The sequence below is a fragment of the Stenotrophomonas maltophilia genome (genome assembly GCF_047497515.2).
GTDB lineage: Bacteria > Pseudomonadota > Gammaproteobacteria > Xanthomonadales > Xanthomonadaceae > Stenotrophomonas.
In genome coordinates this window covers 491345-517168 of record NZ_JAXAXL020000002.1, presented here as the reverse complement: position 1 = coordinate 517168, position 25824 = coordinate 491345, and the positions used below count along the sequence as shown (strand labels likewise).

The window sequence follows — 25824 nt, the reverse complement described above, 5'->3', positions numbered from 1 at the left end:
ATCAGCGCCGCCCGTCGGCGTGCGGCGGCACCAGCTGCGCACGGCGGACAATGCCCAATTGCTCGATGATCAGCGCCATTTCATTGGTGACTTCGGTACGCTCGGTACCCTGCGGGACCAGGCGGTCCAGCACCTGCTGATAGGTATCCCAGAACGCCGGACCGCATCCGTGTTTGTGATAGCTGGCTTCCAGTTCGCGGCGTACCCGTTCAGCCAAGCCATGCATGCCGTATTCCATACGACCTCCGTTGGACTTGTTCTGCATTGTTGACGGTCTACCGACTCACTTGCGTGCTACTGAAAGACTCCCGGACTTCACGTCCGGTTGATGCCAATTAGTCATAGATTTCACGACAGGTCAATTACATGCCGCGACTTTCGTGATCGAAATTATTAATCGTTCACGAAACTACATACGGTGCCCCGGGCGTGCCGGATGGGTCGAACCCGACGTGCCGCCAGGCCGGCAGACGGTGATTATCTATTGACGGCACTGATTGAGTTTTCATGAGCCATCGAATTTGCCCATTTTGCTAAGTGCACTTAGCAACTGACGCTTAGTGTGCTAGATGCGACAAAAGACGACGCAGATCAGATGGATTCGCTGCCTGTCGCTTCGGTTGCAGGGAACAGATGCGGGTAGCGCTGATGCAGGATGTATTGCCGCAGGGCAGGAATCGGAAGGTTCTTAGGCCATTGCGACACTGCAGATCGACTTATGCCAAAGAAGCGCGCCAGTTCGGCATCGGTCCTCAGTCCCAGCCGGTTGCGCACCTGCCGTTTGCTCCAGAATTCGGTCACGGTCGGTTCTTCTGTTAACCAGACTTATTCTCGCGGCAAGGATTCTTGGCGTTCCACGCGTTAAGCTGGCTTGCATAGATGAATACTCTCGGCCAACGACTCGCCGCCGCCATGAAGAAAGCCGGGCACCCTCGCCCGGCCGACCTGGCCCGCGCCGCCAAATCCACCACGGCAACCATCAGCAACTGGCTCAATGACCATGTGAGCGCCTCCCACGTGAAGGCCGCCCAGCTGTTCCGCATCGCCGATGCGGCCAAGCTGGACGCGCGCGAGCTGCTGTATGGGGTGACCGGGCGCGGCGTGGGCGAGCTTGGCAATGCCTACATCCCCAGCCAGGCCCATCTGGATGTGTGGCAGGACGCCTATGAACTGGTCAGCCACCTGGTGGCCGAGAACGGCCTGGAGATCGACCATCGTCGCCATGCGGCGCTGGACCTGCTGGCGTTCGAGCTGCTGATGGATGGCTTCAGCCGCAGCAAGGTGGTGCGGGTGCTGACGACCTCGATGACGTGAACGCATTGCCGCTGGTAGCATGGTCCGCGATGGGGATGGAGCTCCCCCGATAACCGCCTGGAAGGGCTGATGGCTCCTGCCAAGACGAACCCGGCGTTCGTCGACGGCAGGCCGTGCCTGCCCTCGGCGTTCGCCATCGGACCTGCGAACCCGCACGCGAGGCACGCAATGCACGCATTGAACAACTATTTCCTGGTCTTCATCGGAGGCGGCCTGGGCGCCTGCCTGCGCCACGCCTGCAACCTCATCGGCGCACGCGTCGCCGTCGGCAGCTCCTGGCCGTGGTCGACCTTCCTGATCAACATCAGCGGCGCGCTGCTGATGGGCGTGGTGGTCGAGGCCTTCGCCCTGCGAAATGGCGCTTCGCCGCAGCTGCGCCTGCTGCTGGCCACCGGCATCCTCGGCGGCTACACCACCTTTTCCACCTACGCGCTGGAAATCGGCCTGCTGCTGCAACGCGGCCAGCACGGACTGGCAGCACTGTACGCCGGCGGCTCGGTGGCACTGGGCCTGGCCGGTCTGTTCGGCGGCATGAAGCTGACCCGGCTGGTGCTGGGCTGACGATCAGGCCGCTCTGGCGCGCGCCTGAACACGCCATTCCCGGGGTGACTGCCCGGTGTGTGCCTTGAACGCGCGCGACAGGGCCGCCTCGCTGCCATAACCGACGTCGTCGGCGATCCGCTTCAAAGGCCGGCCCTGGCGCAATGCCTGCTGCGCCAGCCCCACCCGCCAGCCCTGCAGGTAGTGGCCCGGCGTAGTCCCCATGGCCTCGCGGAAACTGGCCGCGAACACGCTGCGCGACATGCCCGCCACATCGGCCAGGTCTTCCAGCGTCCACGCCTGCGCCGGCGCCTCGTGCATCGCCACCAGCGCCAGCCGCAGGCGTGGATGGCCGAGCCCCGCAAACAGGCCACCGCGCATCTCACCGCCTTCCATCAGCTGGCGCAACACCTGGATCATCACCACCTCGAACAGCCGGTTGACCATCGCCACGCGCCCGCAGCGCTGCTCGAAGGCCTCTTCGAACAGCAGCTCCAGCGCCGCATGGCCGCCGTACAGATCAGCCAGCGGCAGGCAGATGAAATCGGGCAGCGCGGCGCTGATCGGATTGAGCCGGCCCCCTTCGAATTGCAGGTTGGCGCAGGCCATGTCGGCACCGTGCTGCGGGTCGGTGATGAACCGATGCGGCATCGGTCGGGGGTACAGCAGCAGGCTGGGGACCTCGACCTGCACCGTCTGCTGGCCATGGCTGACCTGCAGCGGGCCACGCCGCACCAGGTGCAGCTGGCCGGCCTCAGCCTCCCCCTCCAGGGTGTTGATGCCGCACAACGCACCCGCATGGAACACCGAGGCGGTGACCGAGAAGCGTTCGAGCAGGATGGCGAGGCGGTCGACCATGACAGGACTCCAGATCAAACGGAATTACTTCAATACGACAGATCGTATCGGATTCACCGCGTCACTGGGCGAACCGGGCGGCGGACTCGTCCGGTGAGTGCCGGATCACCTCGAAGCCTTCCTCCGGCCCAGGCGCAACGAAGTGACGGGTGATCTGCTCGAACGCTTCGTCGCTGGCCTGGAACGGGTGCTCACCGCGCGCATTGCGCGCACGCAGCCGTGCCTTGCAGATGGCGTCGGGAACATCGAGAAAGTGCAGCTGATGGCTAGCGCCGGTCGACTCGAACAGTTCGCGACCCCATGCACGGGTGGCCGGCGTATTGAACGGAAAGTCGAGTACGACCGAGACGCCGGCCCGGAGGATCGCCTGCAGGTGTCCGGTCAGCACACCGCGCAGCGTGGCCGCTCTCTGCAGGTAGTCGGTGATGGAATGGATTTCGCCGAAATGCAGCGTCGCCAGCCATGCATCTTCGCTGATCAGCACGTGGCATGGCTGCGCCGCCAACTGCTGTGACAAGGTGGATTTTCCGGCGCCGATCTTGCCGCACACCAGGTGCAGGGTCGGTGTACCGTCGGTCGATGAAGGATGCTGCATCTGCGTTCTCCTGGGTGGATTCAGATACCCGGGAGAGCGCCGTATGCAATCCGCCTTCCCGGGCGGGTTGCAGGGCCGTGACGACCGCGCGCTATCCCGCCTTCCCGTGGGGAATGCGGTTAATCGATGCAAGGGTGTGCTGGGCCATGCAACCAGCGTAGGACGCCACAGGGCATGCCCGCAATCCCCTGCGGCAGTGCAGCGCGCGCAACATGTGGCCGGCGTCTATGCTCGGCGCCATCCCCGGATGGAATGATCCCGATGCATTCCTTGCTTCGCTGCGCCCCCGCCCTCGCACTCGCCCTCGGCCTGCTGTTGCCTTCCACATCGTTGCTGGCCGCGCCCTCCAGCGCACCCCGCACGCTCAGCGGTGAACTACAGGGAGCGCCATGGCGCCTGGATGTGCCAGCGGGCTGGAACGGCGACCTGGTGATGCTGGCGCATGGCTATGAGCCGGCAGGCGTGCCGCGCACTACGCCGATGACCGCCAACGACAGCACCGCAACGCTGCTGGCCGCCGGTTACGCCGTCGCCCAGAGCGCGTACTCCAGCCAGGGTTGGGCGGTGGCCGATGCGATCAACGATACTGAACGTCTGCGCCGGCACGCGCTGAACGAACTCAAGCGCGTGCGCCATACCTGGATTCTGGGATTCTCGATGGGTGGCGCGGTGACCATCGCCAGCCTCGAGCGATACCCACAGCACTACGCTGGCGGCGTCTCGCTGTGCGGCGCCAACCTCAGTGGTGAACAGATCGCCGCCGACCTGCTGACCACACTGGTCGCGTTCGACTACTTCTTTCCCAACGCCGAAGGCCTGCCGGCCACGGGGCTGCTCTCGCCGGAAGCGGCCACGCTGCCACAGGGCACCTTGTATCAAGGCATCGCCAGTGCGCTGCAGCGGGATCCGGAACATGCCGCCGTGCTGGCCAAGCAGTTGCAGGTCTCCACCGATGCGCTGGCCGGTGCGGTCAGCCTGCATGCGCTGGTCCTGCACGAACTGGTTGCACGCAGTGGCGGCATGCCGGTGGGCAACAGGGAGGTAGTGTACCGCGGCTTCGGTGACGACGGCGCCTTCAATGCCGGTGTGCAGCGGCTCGACCCCGTGCCTGACGCACAGGCCGATGTGCGCGCCAAGCTGGCGTTGAGCGGTGCCTTGAAGCGGCCACTGGTGATCCAGTTCAATCACAACGATCCCACCATCGTGCCGCGCATGCAGACGGCGTATCCACTGCTGGCGGCACGCGCAGGTGCGCATCCGCTGCCCCGGGTACTGCCTGCGGCAGGCGAAGGGCATTGCGGTTTCCCTGAAGCGCAGGTGGTGGAGGCGCTGAAGGCCGCCAGCCGCTGATTGACCGCGGCGGGCGGCCTCAGCCGCCCAGCGTTCCCATGGTGAAGGTGTAGCCCGAACTCATCAGGAATTCGCGCATGCGCATCTCCGCGCGTCGCGGTGAAGCGAGACTCGCAGGTGCGTACAGCGCGTAGACCGTGCCCGCGCCTTCAATGGACTCGCGGCGCACCCCACAGTGCCGGGTCTCCGAAGCGTTCACCCATCCATCCTTCAACCGGTCGGGCCCGATCGACTGGCCGTTCATCAGCCGGAACGTCAGCCAGCGTACTTCTGCATCAGATTTGCTCATCGCCGGCGCCCCGGCTGCGTACTGCGGTCCATCATGTCCTTGCTCGCCATTGCAGCTCCCTAAGACTTGGAACCCGACCATAGCGCCTCCTCATGTCGCGGGCTGATGAGACTGGCCAGTGCCGCTCAGGTTGCCAGGCCGAACTGCTTCCACAACGCCTCACGCCCCGGCGGTGTCAGCCGCAGCTCGCGCCGGCCTTCGACGCGCCGCAGCCAATCATTGTTCACGAAGCTGTCCAGCATCGCCTCACCGACCACCCCCGCCAGGTGCGGGCGACGCTCCGTGCAATCCAGGCACCCCCGGCAGAAGCGCGCGGGCTTGCTGATTGCGGGGCGCTGCAGCACCTCGGCCAGCGGCTGGCCGAGCGTCGTCAGGAACTCGGCCCCCTCCAGAGTCACTTGCCAATAGCCATCACGCGGCAACAGATGCCCGGCCTGCAGCAGGCGATCGGTGATGGCCACGGCATGCACACCCGCCAGATGCCGGTAGCACGAGCGCGCCTCGCGCAGCGCCGGCATGCTGCGTGACGCGGCAGCGGTGCAGGACGGCGTACGGTCGGCAACGCGCAGGATGCCTTCGAGCATGTCCGCGACCTCGGTCGAGGCCAGCCGGTGGTAGCGATGGCGGCCCTGCGGGATGGCGACCAGCAGGCCGCCTTCGATCAGGCGCCGTAGATGCGTGCTCGCCGTCTGTGGCGTCACCCCGGCCACCCGCGCCAGTTCCATCGCGGTATAGGCACGCCCATCCATCAGCTGCAGCAGCATCGCCGCGCGCGCCTGGTCACCGACCAGGGCACCGACACTGACAAGGGAACCGGAGGTGTGGACCATGCCGGCATTGTGGCACGCGCTGGACGGCTGACAGTTCGATGCAGGCCGAAGCATCCCCTGCTGGCCCCGGCGCACAGTGACCGCTCCGTTTTCCGCGAGAACTGCAGTGACTTACCCTTCAATCCGACGCCGACGCATCACGCCCTCGGTCCTGTACCCGGGTACCCCTGTCGTGCTGATGACCACGCTCAATCCCGACGGCAGCAGCAACATCAGCCCGCTTTCTTCGTTCTGGGCACTGGGCAACCGGGTGGTGCTGGGGCTTGGCACGCAGGGCCAGGGCTATCGCAACCTGCAGCTGCGCACCGAGTGCGTGCTGAATTTCCCGTGCGACGCCCAGGCCGCACAGGTCGAGGCCATCGCGCGCGCGACCGGCCGCGACCCGGTGCCTGATGCCAAGCATGCGATGGGCTATGTGCATGTGCGTGACAAGTTCGCGCTGGGCGGCTTCAGCCCCGTGCCGTCCGTACAGGTAGCGCCGGCAGCCATCGCCGAGTGCCCGTTGCAGGTGGAAGTCACGATGATGGCAATGCAGCCCCCCAGCGATGACGATGGGCAAGGCTTCGTGATTGCCGAAGGCCAGATCCGTTGCGTGCATGCGCACGAGGACATCACGCTGGCCGGCACCCAGCACATCGATGTGGCGCGCTGGAAGCCGCTGATCTATCTGTTCCGCCACTACCTCGGGGTCGGCGAACCGGTTGGGCACAACTTCCGTGCGGAAACGCTGGAGCGGGTTTCGGCCTAGCGTGCGAATCAGCGCGTGGCCGCGGGCGTCTCGGTGAACTTCTCGCGCACCGAGCGCTCACGCTCGCGGCGGGTCGCAGCGCACTGTTCGCGTGCGTTCGACATCTGCGTATCCGCGGCGACGCGCTCCGCACTCAACGACTGCTGCAGGCTGGCGATCTGCGCACGAATGCCGGAGTCCTGGGTGGCACCGGCCAGGTTGGTGCCCGCCGCAGCCAGTTGCCGGTTCAGTTCACCGATCTGCCGCCCGACCTGCTGGCTGCGTGAATCGAGCGGACCGTAGATGCGCGAGCGCTCGCCCTGCACGCAGTTGCGCTCGGCGATACCGGCGTCGGCCAGTTCGGTGTTCTGGTACACGGCGGCGCGGTTCGAGGCTTCCCCCGCCGATTCGGTGGAGGAACGGGTGGATCGCAGTTTCATCGGCTCAGCGCCGCCCGCGCACGGATTCTGGCTGTACACCGTCTCCCCGGATGCACCCTTGCATTTGTACACCTGGGCCGAGGCCGACGGCACGCCCACCGCCGCCAGCACTATCGCCAGAAGAATTCCCTTCATTCCCCACCTCTCCCTGGTTCGCAATGGATCCCCCCGCACGATACGGCGGATCGGTGATGCCTGCACGTGCCATCGCGCTGAGCTGGCCATTTCGCAGGGGGGCGCTGGGTGTCAGCCCAGGGCAATCCAGTACGCGACCATGTCCACATAACGGCCCTCGCGTTTCACCGCGCGCGGCTCGGTGCCGGATTCGATGAACCCCAACGACGCGTACAGTCCGCGCGCGGCGGCGTTGTCTGCCAGCACGGTGAGGCTGAGCGACTCGATGCCCTCTGCACGTGCAGCCTGGAACGCCGCGAGGAACAGCTGCCGGGCAATCCCTTGCCCACGATGGCCAGCACCGACGTGCACGCTGTGGATCTCCGCCGTGTGCCGACGTGACAACCGTGCGGGCCGCACATAGCGCAGGAAGCCAACCAGCTGTGCCTGGTCAAAGGCGCCGAAGTAGCGGGTATGAGGGTCATCGAGCTGGGTCCGCATCACCTGTGCGGTCTCACCGCTTGCCTCGGCCAGCGTGGACAGGAACGCAGCGGGTGATTCACGCAGCGCCTGCAGGCGGGCCGCCCAAAGCGTGTCCGCGTCGTCGTGCTCCAGTGGCCGGATCAACATCCCGGGTTCCTGCAGGCGTTCATGCGCAGTGGTCAGCCTAGCAGTCCAGTCCCGGCGACGTATATGAAGCTTGGCAGGGCCACGCCGCAAGTGCGCCATGCAGAAATAAAAAAGCCCTGACCGGAGTCAGGGCTTTTCAACTGGAGGCCTCAAGCGGAATCGAACCGCTGTAAACGGATTTGCAATCCGGTGCATAGCCACTCTGCCATGAGGCCAACGTACTGCGCGCCAGGACCAAAGCCCTGACAAGACAAAACCCCAAGATGGGGCCTGTCGGAACATGGAGCGGGAAACGAGACTCGAACTCGCGACCTCAACCTTGGCAAGGTTGCGCTCTACCAACTGAGCTATTCCCGCGTAAGCTGCCATGGTACCGGAAATCCGGGACACACACCAGCGATTTCACTTTTCTGACTGCGCGCAAAGCCTTGTGGCCCAACGTGCCCCGCCTTGCCGCGGCGGGAGAAAAACAAGGCCCCTACCGGGGCCCTGTAGAATCTGGAGCGGGAAACGAGACTCGAACTCGCGACCTCAACCTTGGCAAGGTTGCGCTCTACCAACTGAGCTATTCCCGCAGATTCTTCGACCTGCGTCGAAGGAGCGCTATTGTGTCCAAATTCCTTCACGCCGTCAACAGTCTTCACACGATGCGGTCACCGGCGTCCGCACTGGGGTACGCTGCCCCGCCCGGTTCCCCTCGGCCATGTTCCTTCGCGGCACGCCCCTGTTGATTGCCCTGCTGCTGCACCTGCTGGTGGCACTGCTGTACTGGACGCTGATTCCGCTGGGAATGAACGCGTATCGCGACCATGTTGGCTTCACCTCGCACCGCGACATCGGCCTGGGCATCGCGCAGTTCCACCTGTTCTGGATGTTCCTCGCCGCCCAGCCATTGATCGCAGTGCTGCGGCCGCTGTTGGCGAAGCTGCTGGTGCTGGCGATTCCCCTTACGTTTGCGAGCTGGACGCTGATGCACAACCACCCGCTGCGCCTGCTGTACTTCACCCTCGGCCCGGGTGTGCTGGCACTGTTGGCGATTGCCGCCAGCGTGCGTTTCCAGGCTCGTCGCACGCTGCTTTCCCACGCGGTCAATCCCGATGCCTAGACGCTACGTCCGCCTGTTCTGGCTGCTGGTTTCGCTCACCTGGCTGGCGCTGATCGCCGCGCTGGTCAATGCCGGCTTCACCCCGGACTACTGGCTGCTGCACCGCCTGGAAGGCATCGAGCCGCGCTATCCGACCAGCAGCGTCATCGTGTTCGCGCTGCTGGGTGCGGTGGAGCTGGTGGTCGCCGCACTTATCGTGCGGCCCTGGAAACTGAAGCGCCTGTGGCTGCGCCTGCTGATCGCCTTCGCCCTGCTGCTGGCGTGGTCGGTGCCGTGGATGCTGTCGGCGATGCACCAGCCGCCGGTACACGGCATGCATCTGCTGTGGTTGCTGCTGCTGGACGTGGGACTGCTGCTGGCACTGTGCGGGGTGTCGGCGGTGAGTGCGTGGCGGGCATTCACGCGCCGCGCAGGAGGCGAGCCGGCTCCGCTGCAACGCTAGTATTACTTCCGGAACTCCACCCGCACATGCTGGCCGAAGCGCGCCTTGGCTTCGCCATCGAACTCCAGCACGCACTCCACCACCTTGGCCACACCGCGCCCTGCGTCTTCGGGCAGGCGCGCCTGCGCGAACACCGGGCTGATGCGCACCACGTGTGCGGGCGGCAGCGTGCTGGTGTTCTCGGCACCATCGCTGTCCGGCACCACGGTGGCCTTCATGCCCACCTGCACCGCGTCGGCATAGGCGGCGCTCAGTTCTGCACGCACCTGCAACGGGCGCGCCGGCAGCAGCGAGATCGCCGGCTTGCCGGCCTGCACGAAGGCGCCGAGGCCCGGCACCTGGCCGACCACGGTGCCGGCCTCCGGTGCGCTCAGCGACATCTGCTGCAGTTTCAACTTGGCGTGTTCCAGCTTGTGCTGTGCCATGTCGACCTGCGCACCGGCCACGTCGACGTCGGCACGCACGCCCGCCAGTTGCTGCTTTGCCGCCTCGGCCTGCTGATTGGACGACACGCCCTCGCTGGCGCCGGTGGCCAGGCGGGTAGCGTTGCGTTCCAGTTCGCGCAGCTGCGCCTGGCTGCCCTTCAGCCGGTCATTAGCCAGCGCGAGATCGGCGGTGGCCATGGCCACTTCCTGTTGCAGCAGCGCACCGTCCAGGGACAACAGCAGCTGGCCCTTCTTTACCGTGGCACCCTCCTTCACCGGCGCGGCGGTGATCGAACCATCCACCGGCGGCGCCAACGCGATCAGGCCACCCTCGACATCGATGATGCCGCGCGCCACCGCGACCTTGCCGGCGCTGGCAGCGCTTGCTTTACCTGTAGGTGCCTGGGCGGGCGCGTCCCTGGAACAGGCGCCCAGCAGCAATGCCGCGGACAGGGCCAGGCTGAGGGAAAGCAGGTGCGACGTCTTGGTCATGGGGCGGACTCTACAGTTTCGTTCTGGCGGCGGTCATCACGGACCATGCCGTCTTCCATGGCGATCACCCGATCGGCATGCCGGATCAGGCGCGGATCGTGGCTCACGCACAACACGGTGGCGCCATGCGCACGTGCGTAGCGATGCAGGATGTCGATCACGCGCTGGCCGTTCTCGGCGTCCAGCGCACTGGTGGGCTCATCGGCGAAAATCAGCGTCGGTGATTTGGCGAAGGCGCGGGCCACGGCAACGCGCTGCTTCTCGCCGCCGGACAGCTGCGCCGGGCGCATGTGGCTGCGGTGGCTGAGCCCCACCTCTTCCAGCGCACGGCGCGCCAGCGGCTCGCTTTCGCGATTGCTCATGCCGCGGTAGCCCAGTGGCAGCTGCACCTGCTCCAGGGCGGTCAGCGCCGGGAACAGGTTGAAGCCCTGGAACACGAAGCCGACATGGTGCAGGCGGAAACGCTCCACCTCGCTGCGGGTCATGTGGCCCACATCCTGGCCCAGCGCATGCACGCGGCCACCATCGGGGGACGACAACCCGGAAAGCAGCGACAACAGCGTGCTCTTGCCGCAGCCGGAGGGGCCCGACACCAGGGTCAACTCACCGGGATAGATGTCCAGCGACAGGCCGCGCAGCACTGGCACCTGCACATCGCCGGACATGAAGCCCTTTTCCAGTGCGTCGGCCTGCAGGGTCGGGGCGACGGCGCGTGTAGAAGTCATCGGCCGGTCCTCAACGCAGCAGCAACGATGGATCGGAGCGGACCACGCTGCGGACCGCCATGATGCTGGACAGCATGGCCATCACCGCCACCAGTGCCACGCAGCCGATGATGACCATCGGCGTCAGCTGCACCGGTACGCGCTGGGTCTGTGCGATCAACAACACCACGGTGCTGAACGCCGCCGCCAGCAACATGCCAACGCCGCCGATCAGCAATGCCTGCTCGAACACCACCCGTGCCAGCGCATAGCGGCCCGCACCGAGTGCGTTGAGCGTAGCGTATTCGCGCACCGAGCCGGCCACTACCGAAGCGAACGACTGGTTGGTGATCACCGCGCCGACGAAGCAGACGATGACGGCCATGAACAACACCGCGATGCCGGCGCCGGTGTCGAACAGCCAGTACTGCTGCGAACGGCTGGCGAACACCGGTGCCGTCCAGAATTCAACCGGCGTGGCCTGTCCCATCGAGGCCGCCAGCCGATCACGCACGGCTCCGACCAGGTCCGGCGAACGCAGGCCCGCCACGAAATAGGTACTGCCTTCATGCGGGTCGGTACCGGCGATGGCACGCGCGGTATCCAGCGAGGCCAGCACATTGACGCCGCCAAGGCCGCGCAGCCCCGGCTGTGCGGCGACTACACGCACTGCCTTGCCGTTGATCCACGCATGGTTGTTCTGCAGGTCCACGCCCAGCGTATCCAGATCGGCACTGTCGACGATCACCGCGCCCGGTTCGCGCAGCTGCGCGCGCAGGTCGGCCGGCAGGATGCGCGCAAACATCATCGCGTCATCCTGGGTGGAGATGCCGGACAGGTACACCGAGACGTTGCCGGTGCCCTGCGCGCTGGAGCGCCATTCGCCATCGACCCATTCGTAGGGTTCGACACGGGTCACATCCGGGTCCATGCGCAGGTGGCTTTCCACGTCCGCGCTGATCGCATGGCCGTAATTGACGCTCTGGGTACCGGGGAAACCCGCCCAGATGTCGGCCGAGGACGCTTTCACGTAGATCGCGGCGGTACCGAAGATGCCCAGCACCAGCGCTGCCTGCACGATCAGCAGCACGCCGGCGAAGCACATCGCCATCACCACCGGCAGGAACCGGCGCCACTCATAGGCCAGGGTCTTGCGGGCCAGCGCAATCATTGCGATGGGTCCTCAGCCTCGATCGGCAGCGGCGCGCCGCCCAGGGCGCGGTACAGCGAAGCAAACGCCAGCACGCGCGCACCCTGCGCCGCGATCAGATCGCCCTGCGAGGCCAGTGCCGCACGCTGCGTGTCGATACCATCGAATTCGCTGGACAGCCCCAGTTGTACCTGCCGTGCCTGTCGCTTGAGCTGCTGTGCGGCGGCGTCATTGGCCGCACGCAGCGACTGGAGGCTGCTGTCCTGGCGCGCCAGGCTGCCCAGTGCGCCCTCCACTTCGCTCACGCCTTCCAGCACCGCTTTGCGGTAACCGAGCAGCGCGGCATCCAACTGTTTTTCATCAGCATGGAAGCGCGCACGGCGCTGGCCCCAATCCCACAGCGGAATATCGATGTACGGGCCGATCGAGGGGCTGGAATCGGAATTGGAGCGCGCGTTCTGGGTAAGGTTGTAGGCGTACAGGATCGAACCGCCGAGACTGACCCGCGGATACATCGCCGCACGCGCCGAACCCTTGTCGGCCGCAGCCTGCAGCACTTGCGATTCGGCCAACAGGATCTGCGGGCGGTGGCGCAGCAGATCCGCCGGCACCTGTTGCAGCGAGAATGCGCCCAGCTTCGGCGGCGTGCGGTAGCTGCGCCAGGCCGGGTCCGGGCCATCACGACCCAACAGCAGCGCCAGTGCACGAGCGGCATTGTCCGCATTCTCGCGGGCCTGCGCGGCGGCCGCGCGGGTGGCCGCTTGGCGTGCACGCAGGCGATCGAGTTCACCCGGTTCATCCAGGCGCAGGCGCTGGCGGACCAGCGCCAACTGTTCGCCGCGATCATCCACGACCTGCTGCCGTACCAGCAGGTCCTGCTGGGTCTGCGCTACGGTCAGGTCCAGATAGCTGCGCACCACGTCGGCGATCACGGCGACCTGTGCGGCACGGCGCAGGGCCTCCGCATTGCCCGCCGAGGCCTGCGCGCCCAGCTGCGCGCTCTCGGCGGCGCCGAACAGGCCGAGATCCCAGATCGCTTCGATGCCCGCATGAAAATAGGTATCGACCGCGGCAGCATCCTGCACCTGCTTGGCGCTGGCGGAAATCTCCGGCAGGAAGCGCGAGTCGGAGGTCCCTGCGACGATCCGCACCGCCTGCAGGCGCAGCGTGGCCTGCTGCAGGTCGAGGTTGCTGGCGATGGCCTGGTCGACCAGGCCGTCCAGCGCCGGATCGGCCAGTACTTTCCACCACTGTTTGGCGTCGACGGCCACGCCCTGGCCCTGGGGCACCTGGGTCCAGGCGCTGGGGGTGCGGTCAGGCAGGTCCGGAACCGGCACCGACATGCAACCACCCAGAGCCAGGCTGGCCAGCAGCGCGCCCGGGCGCAGCGCTGCCTGCAGGGAGAAACCGCGCCCGGCCCTGGGCTCTGCCACTGAAGCGATACGCCTGACCACCAGCCCGCCAACGTGTAGAAGGAGCATGAAGGCTACCGTGCGATTGTGGAGCGAACATGGAGAAATGGTCCGAAAAAGGTCACAACGCGCATGCGGTTCAGGCAACGCTGGCATTGGCCTTTCGCCAGCCTTTCACCACACGCGGCGTGCAGAACACTGGTGCAGATTCCAAGCCATTGAACCCTGCTGCAGCCCATCCCCGAGCCCGACGCACGCGATCGTCCCCACGACCGCACGCCCCGCCATTTCGATTGCGACACCGATGTCGGGTTCGTCCCACAAGCGCACTGATACCACGCCTTCCATGAAGATGCCGTGGCGTGACTGTAGCGACTGCATCGGCTGGCATCATGACAAACGAAAAACGCCCCCTTGCGGGAGCGTTTTTCTTGAATCTGGAGCGGGAAACGAGTCATGCACTAGAGCGCTAAGTCTCTGTTTCCCAATCACTTTCTCCACTGTGGTGATCAGCGAAGAACTCAATTATAGCCTTGTTTTTCGCCCTCGGCAACAAAGTTCATCCAACCACTTCCACCAGCGTCCAAGGATGATCCATCCACCCGTCGTTACGCCTGATGCGTCCAGCTGCTGAGCGGGTTCGCTATCGAACTCCAACTTGCGACGATCATGACTTGCGCTCGCTCCGCAGGCAGCGCGGGGTGGTGTCGCGTGGACTACCTGGCACCTGGACGGCTGTAGGACACAACCGCCGGCATCGGAACACCGCAAGTACTCATCTTTACATCGCTGCGGCTAACTTCGCCGGAGCGCAACGCGGCGCCAGTGTAGTGGCAGCCAGCCTCAACGAAGGCGTGCAGCAATCCGGTTCATCTGCTCGATCTCCGCGCGCTGGCCATCGGAAATCGCTTGGCATAGGTTGACGAGTTCCGGATCTGAGAGCTGCGCCTCGCGGCACATGAGGATCGCTCCCGAATGGTGCGGGACCATAGACGCGATGAACTGTCGATCGCCGATTCCGGTTTGAGCACGGGTAGCGGCAAAAGAACCGAGTGTGAGAACGGCAAACAAGCCGTACAGCACGAGATTGAGCCGCCGGTTTGGAAACATGCCGGGCATTGTCGCTAGCATGAAGATGCCCATTGGCGCCCACATAGTGACCGCCATGTAGAGCATGTTGAGATTGTTTCTGAAGTCCCTGGCGCCGTCGATCATGCTGAACATTACGAAGTACATGACGACGAGGCCCAACACCATGTTCACCCAGAACTTGGCGTATGGTCGGCCGTGCTTACCCATCTGACCGGATGTGTGATGTTGATGTTCATGGGAATGTTCAGCCATCTCCGTCTCCTATGTGCTGGGGCAACCTGGCAGGGTCACTGGTACTGCGGCAGATACTTTGTCGATATATCAGCATGTGGAGCGATGCATCACTAACCGCTGATTTCCAGTCCCCAACTGGACGTAGGGGCGTCGAACGCTTCAACTCGCTGGTCTTGAACCGTCTGGATATCAGACCATACCAAATCGGTCTTGATGGGCTTTGCGCCACCTATGACGCTGGTACCGTGAGCGCCAATATCGAGCTTGCGTCCTCATCGCTCGATGGGCCGGCAACTGATCGATTCTTGCATATCAAGCAAGACAAGGCCACCTGCGGCGGACGCCAATGGCCTCCTCCGCCTTCGCTTAGGGCATCGCCTCAAGCGTCCGTCGCAGGCCATAACGACACAACAGCCCTTGGGCAAGAAAGGAGCCGGTGATGTAGCGCACCCGAAAGGAGACGAAGACATGCACAAGGACATTTCAACATCAAAGGTGTTCTATCGTCCCATCGAGGCGGCCATCCGATGGGCTGGGTTGCTGCGGTATCTCCCGATGATCCTGGCCACGATCGCGTCACCGCGTGTCCTGCCTCGGTCGCTGAACTGCCCTCGATGGAATGAGTGCCGGCTGCACTCGGAACGTATCTATGACGGCATCCTCAACGGAGAGCTGCCCTACGGCAAGAACGGGATCACGCTCAATGATCCGAACCTGCTCAATTCTCTGGATCTGACTGTTCGCCATGTCGATCTAAAACGCTGGATGCGCACCCACTATCCCGAGCACCGGCCAGGATTTCTGTTCAGCCGTGGCGAACGCATGGCGCATCCTTTCATCACCATGGAAACAGGACAGGCGATCCTCGTGGAGCGGCTGGCCCTTCAGGCCGCGCTTGAACAAGCCCGACGTGAGATGCGAGAACTGCAGGAGCAGCACGACACGCTACTCAAGCAATCCTCGGTGCTGTTGGCATCCAAGCAATGCGAGATCAGCGAACGGGCGGAAACGACCTATCTCAACATCATTGGAGGGATGTTGACGCTGATGCTGAGCCAGTCGCCTTCAGGCGTGCCCTATTCCAGCTTCAAAACGCAGGAGGCCCTTGTCTCTGCATTGGTCGCCCACTACGGCGGCACCATGGGCATCACTGAGCGCACCTTAAACGGAAAGTTCGCCAACGCTAAGAGGTACGTTCGTAGCGCAAGCGCATGAGGTTATCCAGCTTGTATGTGCAATCGCGGAGATTGCATTTGCAATGTCTTTCCGCAGCCAGGTCTATTGAATAGAGGTCACGCCAACAAACGCCACCGAGCGTTCAGGAGTGACCGCCATGTCGCAGACCCCTGTACTCCCGCCGAACGAGCGCCGCATCCTGCGGCTCGATGAAGTCGAAGCGAAGTCCGGCTTCAAACGCGCCCACATCTACAACCTGATGAAGAAGCGCCAGTTCCCTCAGGCGCTGCGCCTGGGCGTGCGCGCTGTCGGCTGGGATTCGATCGAAATCGACCAGTGGATCGCCGAGCGCCTCAACCACCGGACCTGACCCGCTCTCCCGCGGACTTCCCATTCCCAGCCGGAGAGCGCCATGCAGGTCGTGTCCATCATTTCAACGAAGGGCGGCGTCGGCAAGACCACGACGGCCGCCAACCTGGGCGGGCTCGCCGCGGACGCGGGCCTGCGCGTGCTGCTGCTCGATCTCGACGTGCAGCCCACCTTGTCCTCCTACTACGAACTGACCCAGCGCGCGCCGGGCGGCATCTATGAGCTGTTGGCCTTCAACGAGCGCGACCTTGGCCAGCTCGTGTCCCGCACGATCATCGCGGGCCTGGACCTGGTGCTGTCCGACGACCACCGGGGCGAGCTGAACACGTTGTTGCTGCATGCGCCGGATGGCCGCCTGCGGTTGCGGCATCTGCTGCCAGCACTTGCTCCCCTCTACGACCTGGTGCTGATCGACACCCAGGGCGCGCGTTCCGTGCTGCTGGAGATGGCGGTGCTCGCCTCCGATCTCGCGCTGTCGCCCGTCACGCCGGAGATCCTCGCGGCACGCGAGCTGCGGCGCGGCACCATGCAGTTGCTCGAAGACATTGCGCCGTACCGGCACCTGGGCATCGAACCGCCGCCGCTGCACTTGCTCATCAACCGCGTCCACCCGGTGTCCGCCAACGCACGGCTGATCCAGCAGGCCTTGCGCGACCTGTTCCAGGACAGCGCCGGCATCCGCGTGCTCGCCACCGACGTGCCGGCCATAGAAGCGTATCCACGTGCCGCAACGCGCGGCCTGCCGGTGCATCGGGTCGAGCACCGCCAGCCGCCCGGCAGAGTCGCCCCTGCCGCGCTCGACACGATGCGCGCGCTCGCCAGCGAGTTGTTCCCGCAATGGCAGGACCGACTGGCTCAAGTATCCGGCCGCCCGCAGCGACCTCTTGATCCTGGGAGGCCCCATGGCGAACGCACATGAGCTGGCCCGCGGCCACAAGCGGCTGCGCGCCCTGATCGAGTTCGCGGTCGGTGAGGGCTGGCACGTCAAGCGCACGCCGGGCGGGCACCTCAAGTTCACCAAGGCCGGCTGCGCGGCGATCTACACGAGTTCGACAGCGAGTGACCACCGGGCCGAATTGAACGCCCGTGCGCAGATCCGCCGCGCCGAGCGAGAGGCCCGCATGGCGCCGGCCGGCGGTCGTGGGGACTGCGAGGGGTGCGGCCATGGCTGACATGACCTCGCAGGACATGGCAGGCAAGCTGCTCGCGGCCGGCTTCGAGCGCAGCGGCCCAGCGGCTACGGCCTTGAGCGACCCGATCGCGGACACGCCCATGGTCGTGACGCTGGACCAGTTGCGGCCCTACGACCATGACCCGCGCATGAAGCGCAACCCGGCTTACGAGGAAATCAAGGCATCCATCCGCGAGCGCGGCCTGGACGCGGCGCCGGCCATCACGCGCAGGCCCGGCGAGGACCACTACATCATCCGCAACGGCGGCAACACGCGACTGGCGATCCTGCGCGAACTCTGGTCGGAGACCAAGGAAGAACGCTTCTTCCGCATATCGTGCCTGTTCCGACCATGGCCGGAGCGCGGTGAAATCGTCGCGCTGACCGGGCATCTTGCCGAGAACGAACTGCGCGGCGGCCTCACGTTCATCGAGCGCGCGCTCGGCGTCGAGAAAGCACGGGAGTTCTACGAGCAGGAGAGCGGCGCCGCCCTGAGCCAGTCGGAACTGGCCCGCCGCCTGGCGGCCGATGGCTTCCCCGTCCAGCGGTCGCACATCACCCGCATGGCCGACGCGGTGCGCTACCTGCTGCCCGCCATTCCCACTGTGCTCTATGGCGGCCTGGGGCGCCACCAGGTCGAGCGGCTGTCGGTCATGCGCACGGCCTGCAAACGCACCTGGGAGCACTACGCCAAGGACCGTTCGCTGCCGCTGGACTTCGACAGTTTCTTTCAGGAGGTGCTGGCGCAGTTCGACACGCAGGGCGACGAGTTCGCGCCGCAGCGCGTGCAAGACGAGCTGATCGGCCAGATGTCCGAGCTGCTGGGCATCGGCTACGACGTGCTGGCGCTGGACCTGACCGAATCGGAAAGCCGCCACCGGGCGCTGGTCAGTGACCCGACGCCACCTGCGGCGCAGCCGGCGTTGCCTTCGCCCACCGCCGGCACGCCGACTCCGCCGGGCGCAGCATCGTCCATCGCCACGCCTGCAGCGGCGGCCGGTCCTCCACCCGCCAGCCCTCCGGCGTCCGAGCCCACCTTGCGCCACGACGACACGGCGGTTGGCGAAGCGGCCACGGGAAGCCAGCCGGCCGCACCGGGCGATCTGCTTCGCGAGCACATCGTCTCGCCAGCACCGACGACAGAACGGCTCCAATCGATCCAGCGCATGGTCGCCGACCAGTTGGGCGATGCGCTGCCGCCCGACTTCTCGGCGAGCGTGCTGCAGTCCATCCCGGTGCAACTCGGCGGACTCTATCCGATCTCCGACGTCTGGTACATCGACGCCGGCCTGGACACGCCCGATCGGCTGCGCATCCACATCGCGCAGTTCGCGCGCGAGATCGCCGGGGAGGCAGGCCTGGACGAGTGCATCGAGGATCGCGCCGATGGCATCGGGTTTGCGTGCCGCGCCCGCGGCCAAGCCCCGTCGCCGCTCGGCCGCGCGGTGCTGACGCTGCTCACTTCCCTGACGGGTCAGCCCGTCGCCGAAGCGGGCCTGGACGGCGCGCAGCTCGCCGCCGACCTGCCGACCCTGTTGCACGGCCAGAGCCAAGGCCATGGCAGCGGCGCAAGGCGCTTGAGCGACACGGCGTTGGTCAAGCTCTTTCGGCTGCTGCGCCTCGCCCGGCGTCTGCTGGACCTGGAAGCCGGCACCACGGCGCCCGGGACGTGAGCGAGGGAGGCCGCATGTCCACATCGCATCCGCTCAACCAGGCCGTGATTGCCCAGGCGCTGTATGACCTTCGCAACGGCCAACTGCGCCGCTGCAAGGCCATGGGCTTCGGCGAGGCCGAGCTGGATGCGCTCAAGCACCCCGCGCTGATCAGCGTGCTGGCCAACGCCAGCGTCTCGTGGTGCTCGGTCACGGTCAACCGCGAAGTGCTGCAGCGCCTGCTCAACCAGGCACAGGACGTGGAGAAGGAAATCGCCACGGTCGATCGCATGCTGCGGCTGGGGGCCAGCACGGAGATGGTCAGCCGCTTCTATGGCCTGACCCATCAGGAAGTCGCCCTGCGGCGGGAGATCCTCGGCCTGCCCAAGCGCAAGGGGCGCCACCCCGTCCTGGACGAGACCCAGGACACCGAACTGTGGCGGCAATGGAAAGCCGTGACCAGCAGCAGGAACGTCGATCTGGAGGACGAGACCTCGATTCTCGATGCGGCCATGGACCTGGCCGAGGGCATGTCGCTGCCGCTCTCGGTGGTCTGGGCCGCGATCAGGAACTGGGTCGATCAGGGATTGGGCTAGGCCATGGCCGTGGACGACACCGCCCCACGAGCCCAGCGCCCTGGCCCCATCGCACTCGCCGACCTGTTCGACGCTGCGCTGAAGGACCTCGCGCCCAAGTCCAGCTCTGGCGCTCCCGCGTCCCTGCCTGCTCCAACGCCCACGCCTCCTACGTCCGGCGACGCCTTCCTGTTCAGTGGCAATCGGCACGGGAGCGTGCCGCGGCGGCTGTTCCTCGACCGCCGCCTGACACCGCTGGAGCGCAACGCCTGGCAGGTGTTCCGATTGATGCTCAACGACGATGGCGTCACGGCATTTCCCACCTATGAGCAGTTGCGCCCCTGGCTGGCGTCGATGCCCTGCGCAGGCCAGGCCTCCCATGAGACCGTGGCGCGGGCGCTGACGCTGCTGCGCCTGACGCGCTGGCTGAGCCTCGTGCGACGACGGCGCGACCCCAAGACCGGTCGCATCCTCGGCAACCTCTACGTCCTGCACGACGAACCGCTGACGCCGTTCGAGGCGATGCAACTCGACGCCGACTACCTGGCCCTGGTCAGCCAGTCGCTGGGGCATTCGGCCAAGGCCGTCCAGGTGGTGGGACTCAACACCCTCCAGGAGATCGCGGACGACCCGATGCTGTCCGGACGCACCTTGCCGTCGCGGCTGCAAGTGCTCGCCGAGCGCCTGGCCGACCAGGGCATCACCGCCTCCGAAAGTTATCCACAGGAGGATGCGGTCCACGATTCCGAAGAAGGGCCCGCGAGCCTTCTTCGGAATGGCGATCGCCCATCTTCGGAATCCGAAGCAGGGCCGAAACCCGCGCCAGACGGCGCTCTTCGGAATTCGAAGCAGGACCGTACAGTACGTAGTAGTCATATTGATGAAGTACGTACTACCGCGCAGGCGCGTGCGCTGGGCGACCTGCAATGGCCCAAGCGCTTCGCGGAACTGAAGGCGGAACAGCAGGCCGGAGCCAAGATGGCGTTGCAGCAGGTGGACGCTGCCCTGCGGCAGGCCGTGCTGGACGAATGGGCCGCACGGTGCGGCAAGCATGGCATCCGCAACCCCGCCGGTTATCTGTTCGGCATCATCCAGCGCGCCATGCGCGGCGAGTTCAATGCCTGGGCCAAGCAGACCGGCCCGGCACCGCCAACACCATCGGCGGCGCGAGCGCCACCAACCGAGCCGCCGCGCAACGTCGTGCCGCCCGAGGTGGCCCGGCAGCACATCGAGCGCCTGCGCGATCTGCTGCGCAAATCCTGAGCACAGGGCTTGTCAAAGCCGTGAAGTAGATCTCCATGGCGGTCGGCAGAAACGGTCCCCTGGGGACGGCTGTGCGGTGAAGCGCCGGGCGACGGCGCGACATGCTGCGCAAAACCTGAGTAGAGCGCATGCAAGACCATGAAGCAGACCTCCATGGCGCTCAACGGAACGGTCCCCTGGGGACGGCTGCGCGGCGAAGGATCGTGTCGAACGGCAGCGCGACGTGCGGTGCAGCACGCATACCGTCAACAACCGAGGACGGGAACGCCGATGTGAGTGCCCATCTGCGGAGCGGTCCCCAGGGGACCGTTGCGCGCTGCGCCGCCAGCGCGCACAGAACCGGGGGTCGGCTCATTTCGGTTTGTTGACTGACTGCCTTCCGCTGCATGCGGATGCTGGCGGCTCCCTGTCCACCAGCGAGCGATCACCATGGCAACCAGCAACGAACCATTGCAACTCAACCTCGGCTCCCTGCGCAGCGCGATGTCGCTGACGCTGCACACCCACCACGCCTCGCGCATCTGGCATGGCCGCGCCGCCGCCGAGGGGCGACCGGGCATCGTCGGCCTGAACGGCTACATCGCCGTCATGAACAAGATGAAGCGCGGCTCGGAGCAGGACGACCCATACAGCGACTGGTGGATGCTTCGCATCGAAGACAAGCTCGACCAGACCAGGACCACGCTGCAGACGCTGCGCGACCAGGTGGACCAGGCCCTGGCCGGCGTGCCCGCCGCGTTGACCCTGGGCGAGAACCTCAACGTGCAGCCCGTCAAGCTTCCGCTGTTCGTCAATGCGCAGTTGGGCTTTGCCGCCGTCTATCTCCTGGCCGACTACGACGACATCGCGCGCAAGCTGATCCTCGCCCACCACACCGCGCTGATCGATCGCTCGACGTTGGAGCGCTGGCTCAACGAAGGTGCCCACGCGCTGCGCAGCCTGTTCAGCCTGGCCCAGCAATACCGCTACTCGGGCTGCACCCGCGACGACTTCGCGGCCAAGAACGCCGCAGCTCGGGCAGCATTGGAGAAGTTCGGCGAACTGCCGCAGGACGTGCTCGAAGGCATGCGCCGCTCGAAGTTTGCGCCGCCCGTCGTGCGCCGTGGTCTGCAACAGCGTGGTGATAGCGCTGCCGCAGCCGCATCTCCCACCGACGAAGGCGCTGCCGCCGATTCGGCCGAGGCCAAGTCCACAGCCGCCGGCGAGGACGAACCGGCATGAGCGACCCGAACCGCGAACCGCGCTACTTCCGTCGTCTGGAACAGCCAGCCTTCATGCGGCTGGAACACGCGGCCTCTCTAAAAGGCCTTTTAAAGCCTTTTAAAGGTAAAGGGGACTTCGAGGCCTGGGCCAGCCAGTGCTTCGCCATGCGCGACGAGTTGATTGCCCTGGCGCAGCGACAGGTGCTGCCACAGGCGTGCGGGCATCCCTTCCACCTGCTTCCCGTCGAGCTGGCCCAGCAGACCACTGGCGCAGGCACGACCTTTCTTCGCTGGCGCAAGCACGATCGATCGGCCATGGGCGTGGCGTTGTGGCAGGAGCTGATGGCGAGCCCCAGCACGCCGGTCAACCTGCTGCACGACCTGCACGAGATCGAACTGCAGCGCGTCATGCTGAACATGCAGATCAGCCTGCTGCACACCCTGGGCAGGCAAGCACAGGAATGCGCCAGCAAGGCCGCGCAGGCGGACAACACCTACCTGCGCCGGCTCGCGTCCGTTCCTGCCGCAGTGCGCGATCGGTGATTGCGCCTGCCATCCGAGCACGCGCCCGAGCCCAACGAGGCACGGGTATTTCAACCACCACGGAGATTCCAACATGAGCACACAATTCATCGGCGAGGGCAACATCGGATCGCCTCCCGAGTACCGCGAATTCCCCAATGGCAACGACGATCCTCGCCGGTTGCTCCGGCTGAACGTGTACTTCGACAACCCCGTCCCCACCAAGGGCGGCGAGTTCGAGGACCGCGGCGGCTTCTGGGCGCCGGTGGAACTCTGGCACCACGACGCCGACCGCTGGCAGCAGCTCTACCAGAAGGGCATGCGGGTGCTGGTCGTCGGCCGCATGGAGCGCGACCCCTGGACGGACAACGAAGATCAGCCGCGTGAGACTTGGCAGGTCAACGCGCGCAGTGTCGGCATCCTGCCGTACCGCATCGAGTCTGTGGCCCTCAGCCCGAAGCCACAGGAGGCAGAGCCGAAGCCCCAGGCCACCCAGGAATCGACGGCGCCGAAAGAGACCAAGCGCAGGAAGTGATCGGGCATGGAGGGCGGCTGCCGCAGTGCTTCGCCGCCCTCCATGCGCTGCGAATTATCCCCAGGGGATAGCTCCACCAACGTCCACCGAGTTCCACGCGCGCTCCCGGAAATCGCGGCTCTCGGCCCGCACACTTCCGGCCACGCACCTTCCCCGCACTCGCCATTTCATCGGCGTGAAAGCGGTCGCTGCCGCATGCGGCTTGTTTGCTGCTGCCAGGGGCTGCGCTCGGCATCCTCGATCCCAGCAACTCCATGAACAACAGGAATCGGGATGGACGGATATGCGGCTGTTCTTGTGCGAGAAACCCTCCCAGGGCAAAGACATTGGCCGGATTCTCGGCGCCACGCAGCGCGGTGAAGGCTGCCTCAACGGTTCCGGCGTCACGGTCACCTGGTGCATCGGCCATCTCGTGGAGGCGGCGCCGCCCGAGGCCTACGACGAGCAGCTCAAACGATGGTCCGTTGAGCAGTTGCCCATCATTCCCCAGCACTGGCGGGTCGAGGTCAAACCGAAGACCGCCACGCAATTCAAGGTCGTCAAGGCGCTCTTGGCGAAGGCGACTCACCTGGTTATCGCCACCGATGCCGACCGCGAGGGCGAATTGATCGCCCGCGAGATCGTGGAGCTTTGCGGCTACCGCGGCCCCATCGAACGCCTGTGGCTGTCGGCGCTCAACGATGCGTCCATTCGGGCGGCACTGGGCCAGCTGCGGCCTTCGGCCGAGACGCTTTCGATGTACCACTCGGCGCTGGCGCGCTCCCGTGCGGATTGGCTCGTGGGCATGAACCTGAGCCGGCTGTTCACGGTGCTGGGGCGACAGGCGGGTTACGACGGCGTGCTGTCGGTCGGCCGCGTACAGACCCCGACGCTCAAGCTCGTTGTGGACCGCGACCGCGAGATCGCGCGCTTCGTGTCCGTACCATACTGGGCCATCGCCGTGTCCCTGTTCGCAGGCGGTTCGACTTTCGCCGCGCAATGGGTTCCACCCGATGCGTGCACCGACGACGCAGGCCGCTGCCTGCGGCAGCCGGTCGCACAGCAGACCATGCAGCAGATCCGCGCTGCGGGCAGTGCCCACGTCGTGTCGGTGGAGACTGAGCGTGTCCGCGAAGGCCCGCCGCTGCCGTTCGACCTGGGCACCTTGCAGGAAGTGTGTTCCAAGCAGCTTGGGCTGGACGTGCAGGAAACCTTGGAGATTGCCCAAGCCCTGTACGAGACGCACAAGGCCACGACGTACCCCCGCTCGGACTCCGGCTACCTGCCCGAGAGCATGTTTGCCGAAGTGCCCACCGTTCTCGACAGCCTGCTCAAGACCGATCCCTCGCTGCGCTCGATCATGGGCCAGCTCGACCGCTCGCAGCGCTCGCGCGCCTGGAACGATGGCAAGGTCACGGCGCACCACGGCATCATCCCGACGCTCGAACCGGCGAAGCTCTCCGCCATGAGCGAGAAGGAACTGGCCGTGTACAGGCTCATCCGGTCGCATTACCTGGCGCAGTTCCTCCCTCACCACGAGTTCGACCGCACTGTGGCCAAGTTTTCGTGCGGGGGGCAGAACCTGGCGGCCACGGGCAAGCAGGTTGTCATCCCGGGTTGGCGCCAGGTGCTCGCCGAGCCGCAGGCCGAAGACGGTGATGGCGAGGGCGATACTGCGGTCCGCGCCCAGGTGCTGCCCGCGCTGCCGAAACTGTATGAGGGCCTGGCATGCCAGGTGGCCGACGTCGATCTCAAGGCACTCAAGACGCTGCCGCCCAAACCGTACACGCAAGGCGAGGTGGTCAAGTCCATGAAAGGCGTCGCCAAGCTGGTGTCCGATCCCCGCCTGAAGCAGAAGCTCAAGGATACGGTTGGCATCGGCACCGAAGCGACGCGGGCCAACATCATCGGCGGCCTGATCGCTCGCGGCTACCTCGTGAAGAAGGGGCGCGCCATCCGCGCCTCGGATGCGGCTTTCACTTTGATCGATGCCGTGCCTGCGGCGATTGCCGACCCTGGCACCACCGCCGTCTGGGAACAGGCGCTCGACATGATCGAGGCCGGACAGCTCACCCTGGACGTGTTCATCGGCAAGCAGGCCGCGTGGATTTCGCAGTTGATTGCGCAGTACGGCAGCGCCTCCCTGTCCATCAAGGTTCCCCAAGGGCCGGCATGCCCGCAGTGCGGCGCACCCACGCGCCAGCGCAGCGGCAAGAGCGGCCCGTTCTGGTCGTGCAGCCGCTACCCGGACTGCAAAGGCACGCTGCCAGTCGAATCCGGCAGCTCCAAGCGCGGCGCCTCGCGCCCGCGCCGTAGCGGCCGCAAAGGCTCCTGACCGCCCCCGTTCCCCGTGAGCCGTGCCCGCCTTCGGCGGCGTGGCCCCTGTCCCGCACTCCGCCGCATGCCCTGCGGGACGCCCAGCGCGCAACGCCTTCTTGATCCGTGTGCGCGTCCCGCCCAGCCGTCCCCGGCCGCGGGACCTGAAGGTAGCTTCTCTGCGAGCCGCACCACGCGCGTTCTGTTGATCTGCGTTTCTTCCGCCCTCTGCGAAGGGTCTCCCGGTGGCTTGCCAGGCTGCACGAGCCACCGGGAGACCCTTCGTGGTCAGCGGTAATCGGTGCCGGTGCCCGCCGGTGC

30 protein-coding genes, 3 tRNA genes and 1 riboswitch are annotated in these 25824 nt (G+C 65.7%); of the genes, 17 read left to right on the top strand and 16 right to left on the bottom strand.

Annotated elements, in window-relative coordinates; genetic code table 11:
• Position 1 precedes the first annotated feature (1 nt).
• Entirely contained in the window at positions 2–238 is a 237-nt protein-coding gene (locus ACMZPQ_RS06245; RefSeq protein WP_197580127.1) for a hypothetical protein, read from the bottom strand.
• A gap of 353 nt (positions 239–591) precedes the next feature.
• Complete coding sequence (locus ACMZPQ_RS06240; RefSeq protein ID WP_197580099.1) at positions 592–801, bottom strand: helix-turn-helix domain-containing protein; 210 nt, start codon at positions 799–801, stop codon at positions 592–594.
• Between the two features lie 111 nt (positions 802–912).
• On the opposite strand from ACMZPQ_RS06240, the gene ACMZPQ_RS06235 reads away from it, so the two are divergent.
• Both ACMZPQ_RS06235 and crcB read left to right on the top strand, forming a co-directional pair.
• Positions 913–1314, top strand: a complete 402-nt coding sequence (locus ACMZPQ_RS06235) for a transcriptional regulator (RefSeq protein ID WP_197580126.1) — start codon at positions 913–915, stop codon at positions 1312–1314.
• Between the two features lie 22 nt (positions 1315–1336).
• Positions 1337–1400: riboswitch (Fluoride riboswitch) on the top strand.
• An 82-nt stretch (positions 1401–1482) separates the two neighbouring features.
• Positions 1483–1875, top strand: coding sequence for a fluoride efflux transporter CrcB (gene crcB, locus ACMZPQ_RS06230; RefSeq protein ID WP_197580098.1), 393 nt, complete (start codon positions 1483–1485; stop codon positions 1873–1875).
• Positions 1876–1878: 3 nt separating this feature from the next.
• Here the strand turns inward: crcB and ACMZPQ_RS06225 are convergent, their stop codons facing one another.
• The gene (locus ACMZPQ_RS06225) at positions 1879–2712 is read right to left on the bottom strand and encodes a cupin domain-containing protein (RefSeq protein WP_197580097.1); all 834 of its coding nucleotides are present in this window, start codon (positions 2710–2712) and stop codon (positions 1879–1881) included.
• 61 nt (positions 2713–2773) lie between these two features.
• Positions 2774–3307, bottom strand: coding sequence for an AAA family ATPase (locus tag ACMZPQ_RS06220; protein WP_197580096.1), 534 nt, complete (start codon positions 3305–3307; stop codon positions 2774–2776).
• A 261-nt stretch (positions 3308–3568) separates the two neighbouring features.
• Here ACMZPQ_RS06220 and ACMZPQ_RS06215 point away from each other — a divergent pair, with 261 nt between their 5' ends.
• Positions 3569–4657: an alpha/beta hydrolase family protein gene (locus ACMZPQ_RS06215; RefSeq protein WP_197580095.1), complete on the top strand. Its 1089-nt coding sequence runs from the start codon at positions 3569–3571 to the stop codon at positions 4655–4657.
• A gap of 19 nt (positions 4658–4676) precedes the next feature.
• Here ACMZPQ_RS06215 and ACMZPQ_RS06210 read toward each other — a convergent pair whose 3' ends face one another.
• Positions 4677–4946, bottom strand: a complete 270-nt coding sequence (locus tag ACMZPQ_RS06210) for a hypothetical protein (RefSeq protein WP_197580094.1) — start codon at positions 4944–4946, stop codon at positions 4677–4679.
• 125 nt (positions 4947–5071) lie between these two features.
• A complete protein-coding gene (locus ACMZPQ_RS06205) occupies positions 5072–5776 on the bottom strand; it encodes an ArsR/SmtB family transcription factor (protein WP_197580093.1) in 705 nt (234 codons plus the stop codon).
• A gap of 106 nt (positions 5777–5882) precedes the next feature.
• On the opposite strand from ACMZPQ_RS06205, the gene ACMZPQ_RS06200 reads away from it, so the two are divergent.
• Positions 5883–6524 carry a flavin reductase gene (locus ACMZPQ_RS06200; RefSeq protein ID WP_197580092.1) on the top strand — a complete coding sequence of 214 codons (642 nt, stop codon included), beginning with the start codon at positions 5883–5885 and terminating at the stop codon, positions 6522–6524.
• Between the two features lie 8 nt (positions 6525–6532).
• On the opposite strand, the gene ACMZPQ_RS06195 is transcribed toward ACMZPQ_RS06200, so the two are convergent.
• The 5 genes from ACMZPQ_RS06195 to ACMZPQ_RS06175 all read right to left on the bottom strand — a co-directional run bounded on the left by ACMZPQ_RS06195 (position 6533) and on the right by ACMZPQ_RS06175 (position 8262).
• Entirely contained in the window at positions 6533–7078 is a 546-nt protein-coding gene (locus tag ACMZPQ_RS06195; protein ID WP_197580091.1) for a DUF4124 domain-containing protein, read from the bottom strand.
• A 111-nt stretch (positions 7079–7189) separates the two neighbouring features.
• Positions 7190–7687 carry a GNAT family N-acetyltransferase gene (locus tag ACMZPQ_RS06190; RefSeq protein ID WP_197580090.1) on the bottom strand — a complete coding sequence of 166 codons (498 nt, stop codon included), beginning with the start codon at positions 7685–7687 and terminating at the stop codon, positions 7190–7192.
• A 141-nt stretch (positions 7688–7828) separates the two neighbouring features.
• Positions 7829–7902: transfer RNA gene (locus ACMZPQ_RS06185), tRNA-Cys, on the bottom strand.
• A 66-nt stretch (positions 7903–7968) separates the two neighbouring features.
• Positions 7969–8044, bottom strand: a tRNA-Gly gene (locus ACMZPQ_RS06180).
• A gap of 142 nt (positions 8045–8186) precedes the next feature.
• A tRNA-Gly gene (locus ACMZPQ_RS06175) sits at positions 8187–8262 on the bottom strand.
• A 128-nt stretch (positions 8263–8390) separates the two neighbouring features.
• Here ACMZPQ_RS06175 and ACMZPQ_RS06170 point away from each other — a divergent pair.
• Both ACMZPQ_RS06170 and ACMZPQ_RS06165 read left to right on the top strand, forming a co-directional pair.
• The gene (locus ACMZPQ_RS06170; protein ID WP_197580089.1) at positions 8391–8792 is read left to right on the top strand and encodes a hypothetical protein; all 402 of its coding nucleotides are present in this window, start codon (positions 8391–8393) and stop codon (positions 8790–8792) included.
• Entirely contained in the window at positions 8785–9234 is a 450-nt protein-coding gene (locus ACMZPQ_RS06165; RefSeq protein ID WP_197580088.1) for a hypothetical protein, read from the top strand. The genes ACMZPQ_RS06170 and ACMZPQ_RS06165 overlap by 8 nt, the downstream gene beginning before the upstream one ends.
• 2 nt (positions 9235–9236) lie before the next feature.
• On the opposite strand, the gene ACMZPQ_RS06160 is transcribed toward ACMZPQ_RS06165, so the two are convergent.
• The 5 genes from ACMZPQ_RS06160 to ACMZPQ_RS06140 all read right to left on the bottom strand — a co-directional run bounded on the left by ACMZPQ_RS06160 (position 9237) and on the right by ACMZPQ_RS06140 (position 14761).
• Entirely contained in the window at positions 9237–10151 is a 915-nt protein-coding gene (locus ACMZPQ_RS06160) for an HlyD family secretion protein (protein WP_197580087.1), read from the bottom strand.
• A complete protein-coding gene (locus tag ACMZPQ_RS06155) occupies positions 10148–10876 on the bottom strand; it encodes an ABC transporter ATP-binding protein (RefSeq protein WP_197580086.1) in 729 nt (242 codons plus the stop codon). Before ACMZPQ_RS06155 ends, ACMZPQ_RS06160 begins: the two co-directional genes overlap by 4 nt.
• A 10-nt stretch (positions 10877–10886) precedes the next feature.
• Complete coding sequence (locus ACMZPQ_RS06150) at positions 10887–12026, bottom strand: ABC transporter permease (protein ID WP_414486090.1); 1140 nt, start codon at positions 12024–12026, stop codon at positions 10887–10889.
• Positions 12023–13486: a TolC family protein gene (locus ACMZPQ_RS06145; protein WP_197580084.1), complete on the bottom strand. Its 1464-nt coding sequence runs from the start codon at positions 13484–13486 to the stop codon at positions 12023–12025. Before ACMZPQ_RS06145 ends, ACMZPQ_RS06150 begins: the two co-directional genes overlap by 4 nt.
• A gap of 774 nt (positions 13487–14260) precedes the next feature.
• Positions 14261–14761 (bottom strand): DUF305 domain-containing protein, encoded by a 501-nt coding sequence (locus tag ACMZPQ_RS06140; protein ID WP_003098996.1) that lies wholly within the window; start codon positions 14759–14761, stop codon positions 14261–14263.
• Positions 14762–15211: 450 nt separating this feature from the next.
• Here ACMZPQ_RS06140 and ACMZPQ_RS06135 point away from each other — a divergent pair, with 450 nt between their 5' ends.
• The 11 genes from ACMZPQ_RS06135 to ACMZPQ_RS06085 all read left to right on the top strand — a co-directional run bounded on the left by ACMZPQ_RS06135 (position 15212) and on the right by ACMZPQ_RS06085 (position 25522).
• Positions 15212–15958, top strand: coding sequence for a hypothetical protein (locus ACMZPQ_RS06135; protein ID WP_003098991.1), 747 nt, complete (start codon positions 15212–15214; stop codon positions 15956–15958).
• A gap of 118 nt (positions 15959–16076) precedes the next feature.
• The gene (locus tag ACMZPQ_RS06130; protein ID WP_003090093.1) at positions 16077–16289 is read left to right on the top strand and encodes an AlpA family transcriptional regulator; all 213 of its coding nucleotides are present in this window, start codon (positions 16077–16079) and stop codon (positions 16287–16289) included.
• Positions 16290–16331: 42 nt separating this feature from the next.
• Entirely contained in the window at positions 16332–17207 is an 876-nt protein-coding gene (locus ACMZPQ_RS06125) for a ParA family protein (protein WP_003098988.1), read from the top strand.
• Positions 17191–17460, top strand: coding sequence for a hypothetical protein (locus ACMZPQ_RS06120; RefSeq protein ID WP_003050422.1), 270 nt, complete (start codon positions 17191–17193; stop codon positions 17458–17460). Before ACMZPQ_RS06125 ends, ACMZPQ_RS06120 begins: the two co-directional genes overlap by 17 nt.
• Positions 17453–19132: a ParB family protein gene (locus ACMZPQ_RS06115; RefSeq protein ID WP_003098985.1), complete on the top strand. Its 1680-nt coding sequence runs from the start codon at positions 17453–17455 to the stop codon at positions 19130–19132. Before ACMZPQ_RS06120 ends, ACMZPQ_RS06115 begins: the two co-directional genes overlap by 8 nt.
• A 14-nt stretch (positions 19133–19146) precedes the next feature.
• On the top strand, positions 19147–19707 hold the full coding sequence (locus tag ACMZPQ_RS06110) for a DUF2857 domain-containing protein (RefSeq protein WP_003090097.1): 561 nt from the start codon (positions 19147–19149) through the stop codon (positions 19705–19707).
• A gap of 3 nt (positions 19708–19710) precedes the next feature.
• Positions 19711–20949, top strand: a complete 1239-nt coding sequence (locus ACMZPQ_RS06105) for an STY4528 family pathogenicity island replication protein (RefSeq protein ID WP_005408896.1) — start codon at positions 19711–19713, stop codon at positions 20947–20949.
• 429 nt (positions 20950–21378) lie between these two features.
• Positions 21379–22170 (top strand): PFL_4669 family integrating conjugative element protein, encoded by a 792-nt coding sequence (locus tag ACMZPQ_RS06100; protein ID WP_003098981.1) that lies wholly within the window; start codon positions 21379–21381, stop codon positions 22168–22170.
• On the top strand, positions 22167–22694 hold the full coding sequence (locus tag ACMZPQ_RS06095; protein ID WP_003098978.1) for a DUF3158 family protein: 528 nt from the start codon (positions 22167–22169) through the stop codon (positions 22692–22694). Before ACMZPQ_RS06100 ends, ACMZPQ_RS06095 begins: the two co-directional genes overlap by 4 nt.
• Before the next feature lie 73 nt (positions 22695–22767).
• Entirely contained in the window at positions 22768–23208 is a 441-nt protein-coding gene (locus tag ACMZPQ_RS06090; protein WP_003098976.1) for a single-stranded DNA-binding protein, read from the top strand.
• Positions 23209–23491: 283 nt separating this feature from the next.
• Entirely contained in the window at positions 23492–25522 is a 2031-nt protein-coding gene (locus tag ACMZPQ_RS06085; protein ID WP_197580083.1) for a DNA topoisomerase III, read from the top strand.
• Positions 25523–25824 lie beyond the last annotated feature (302 nt).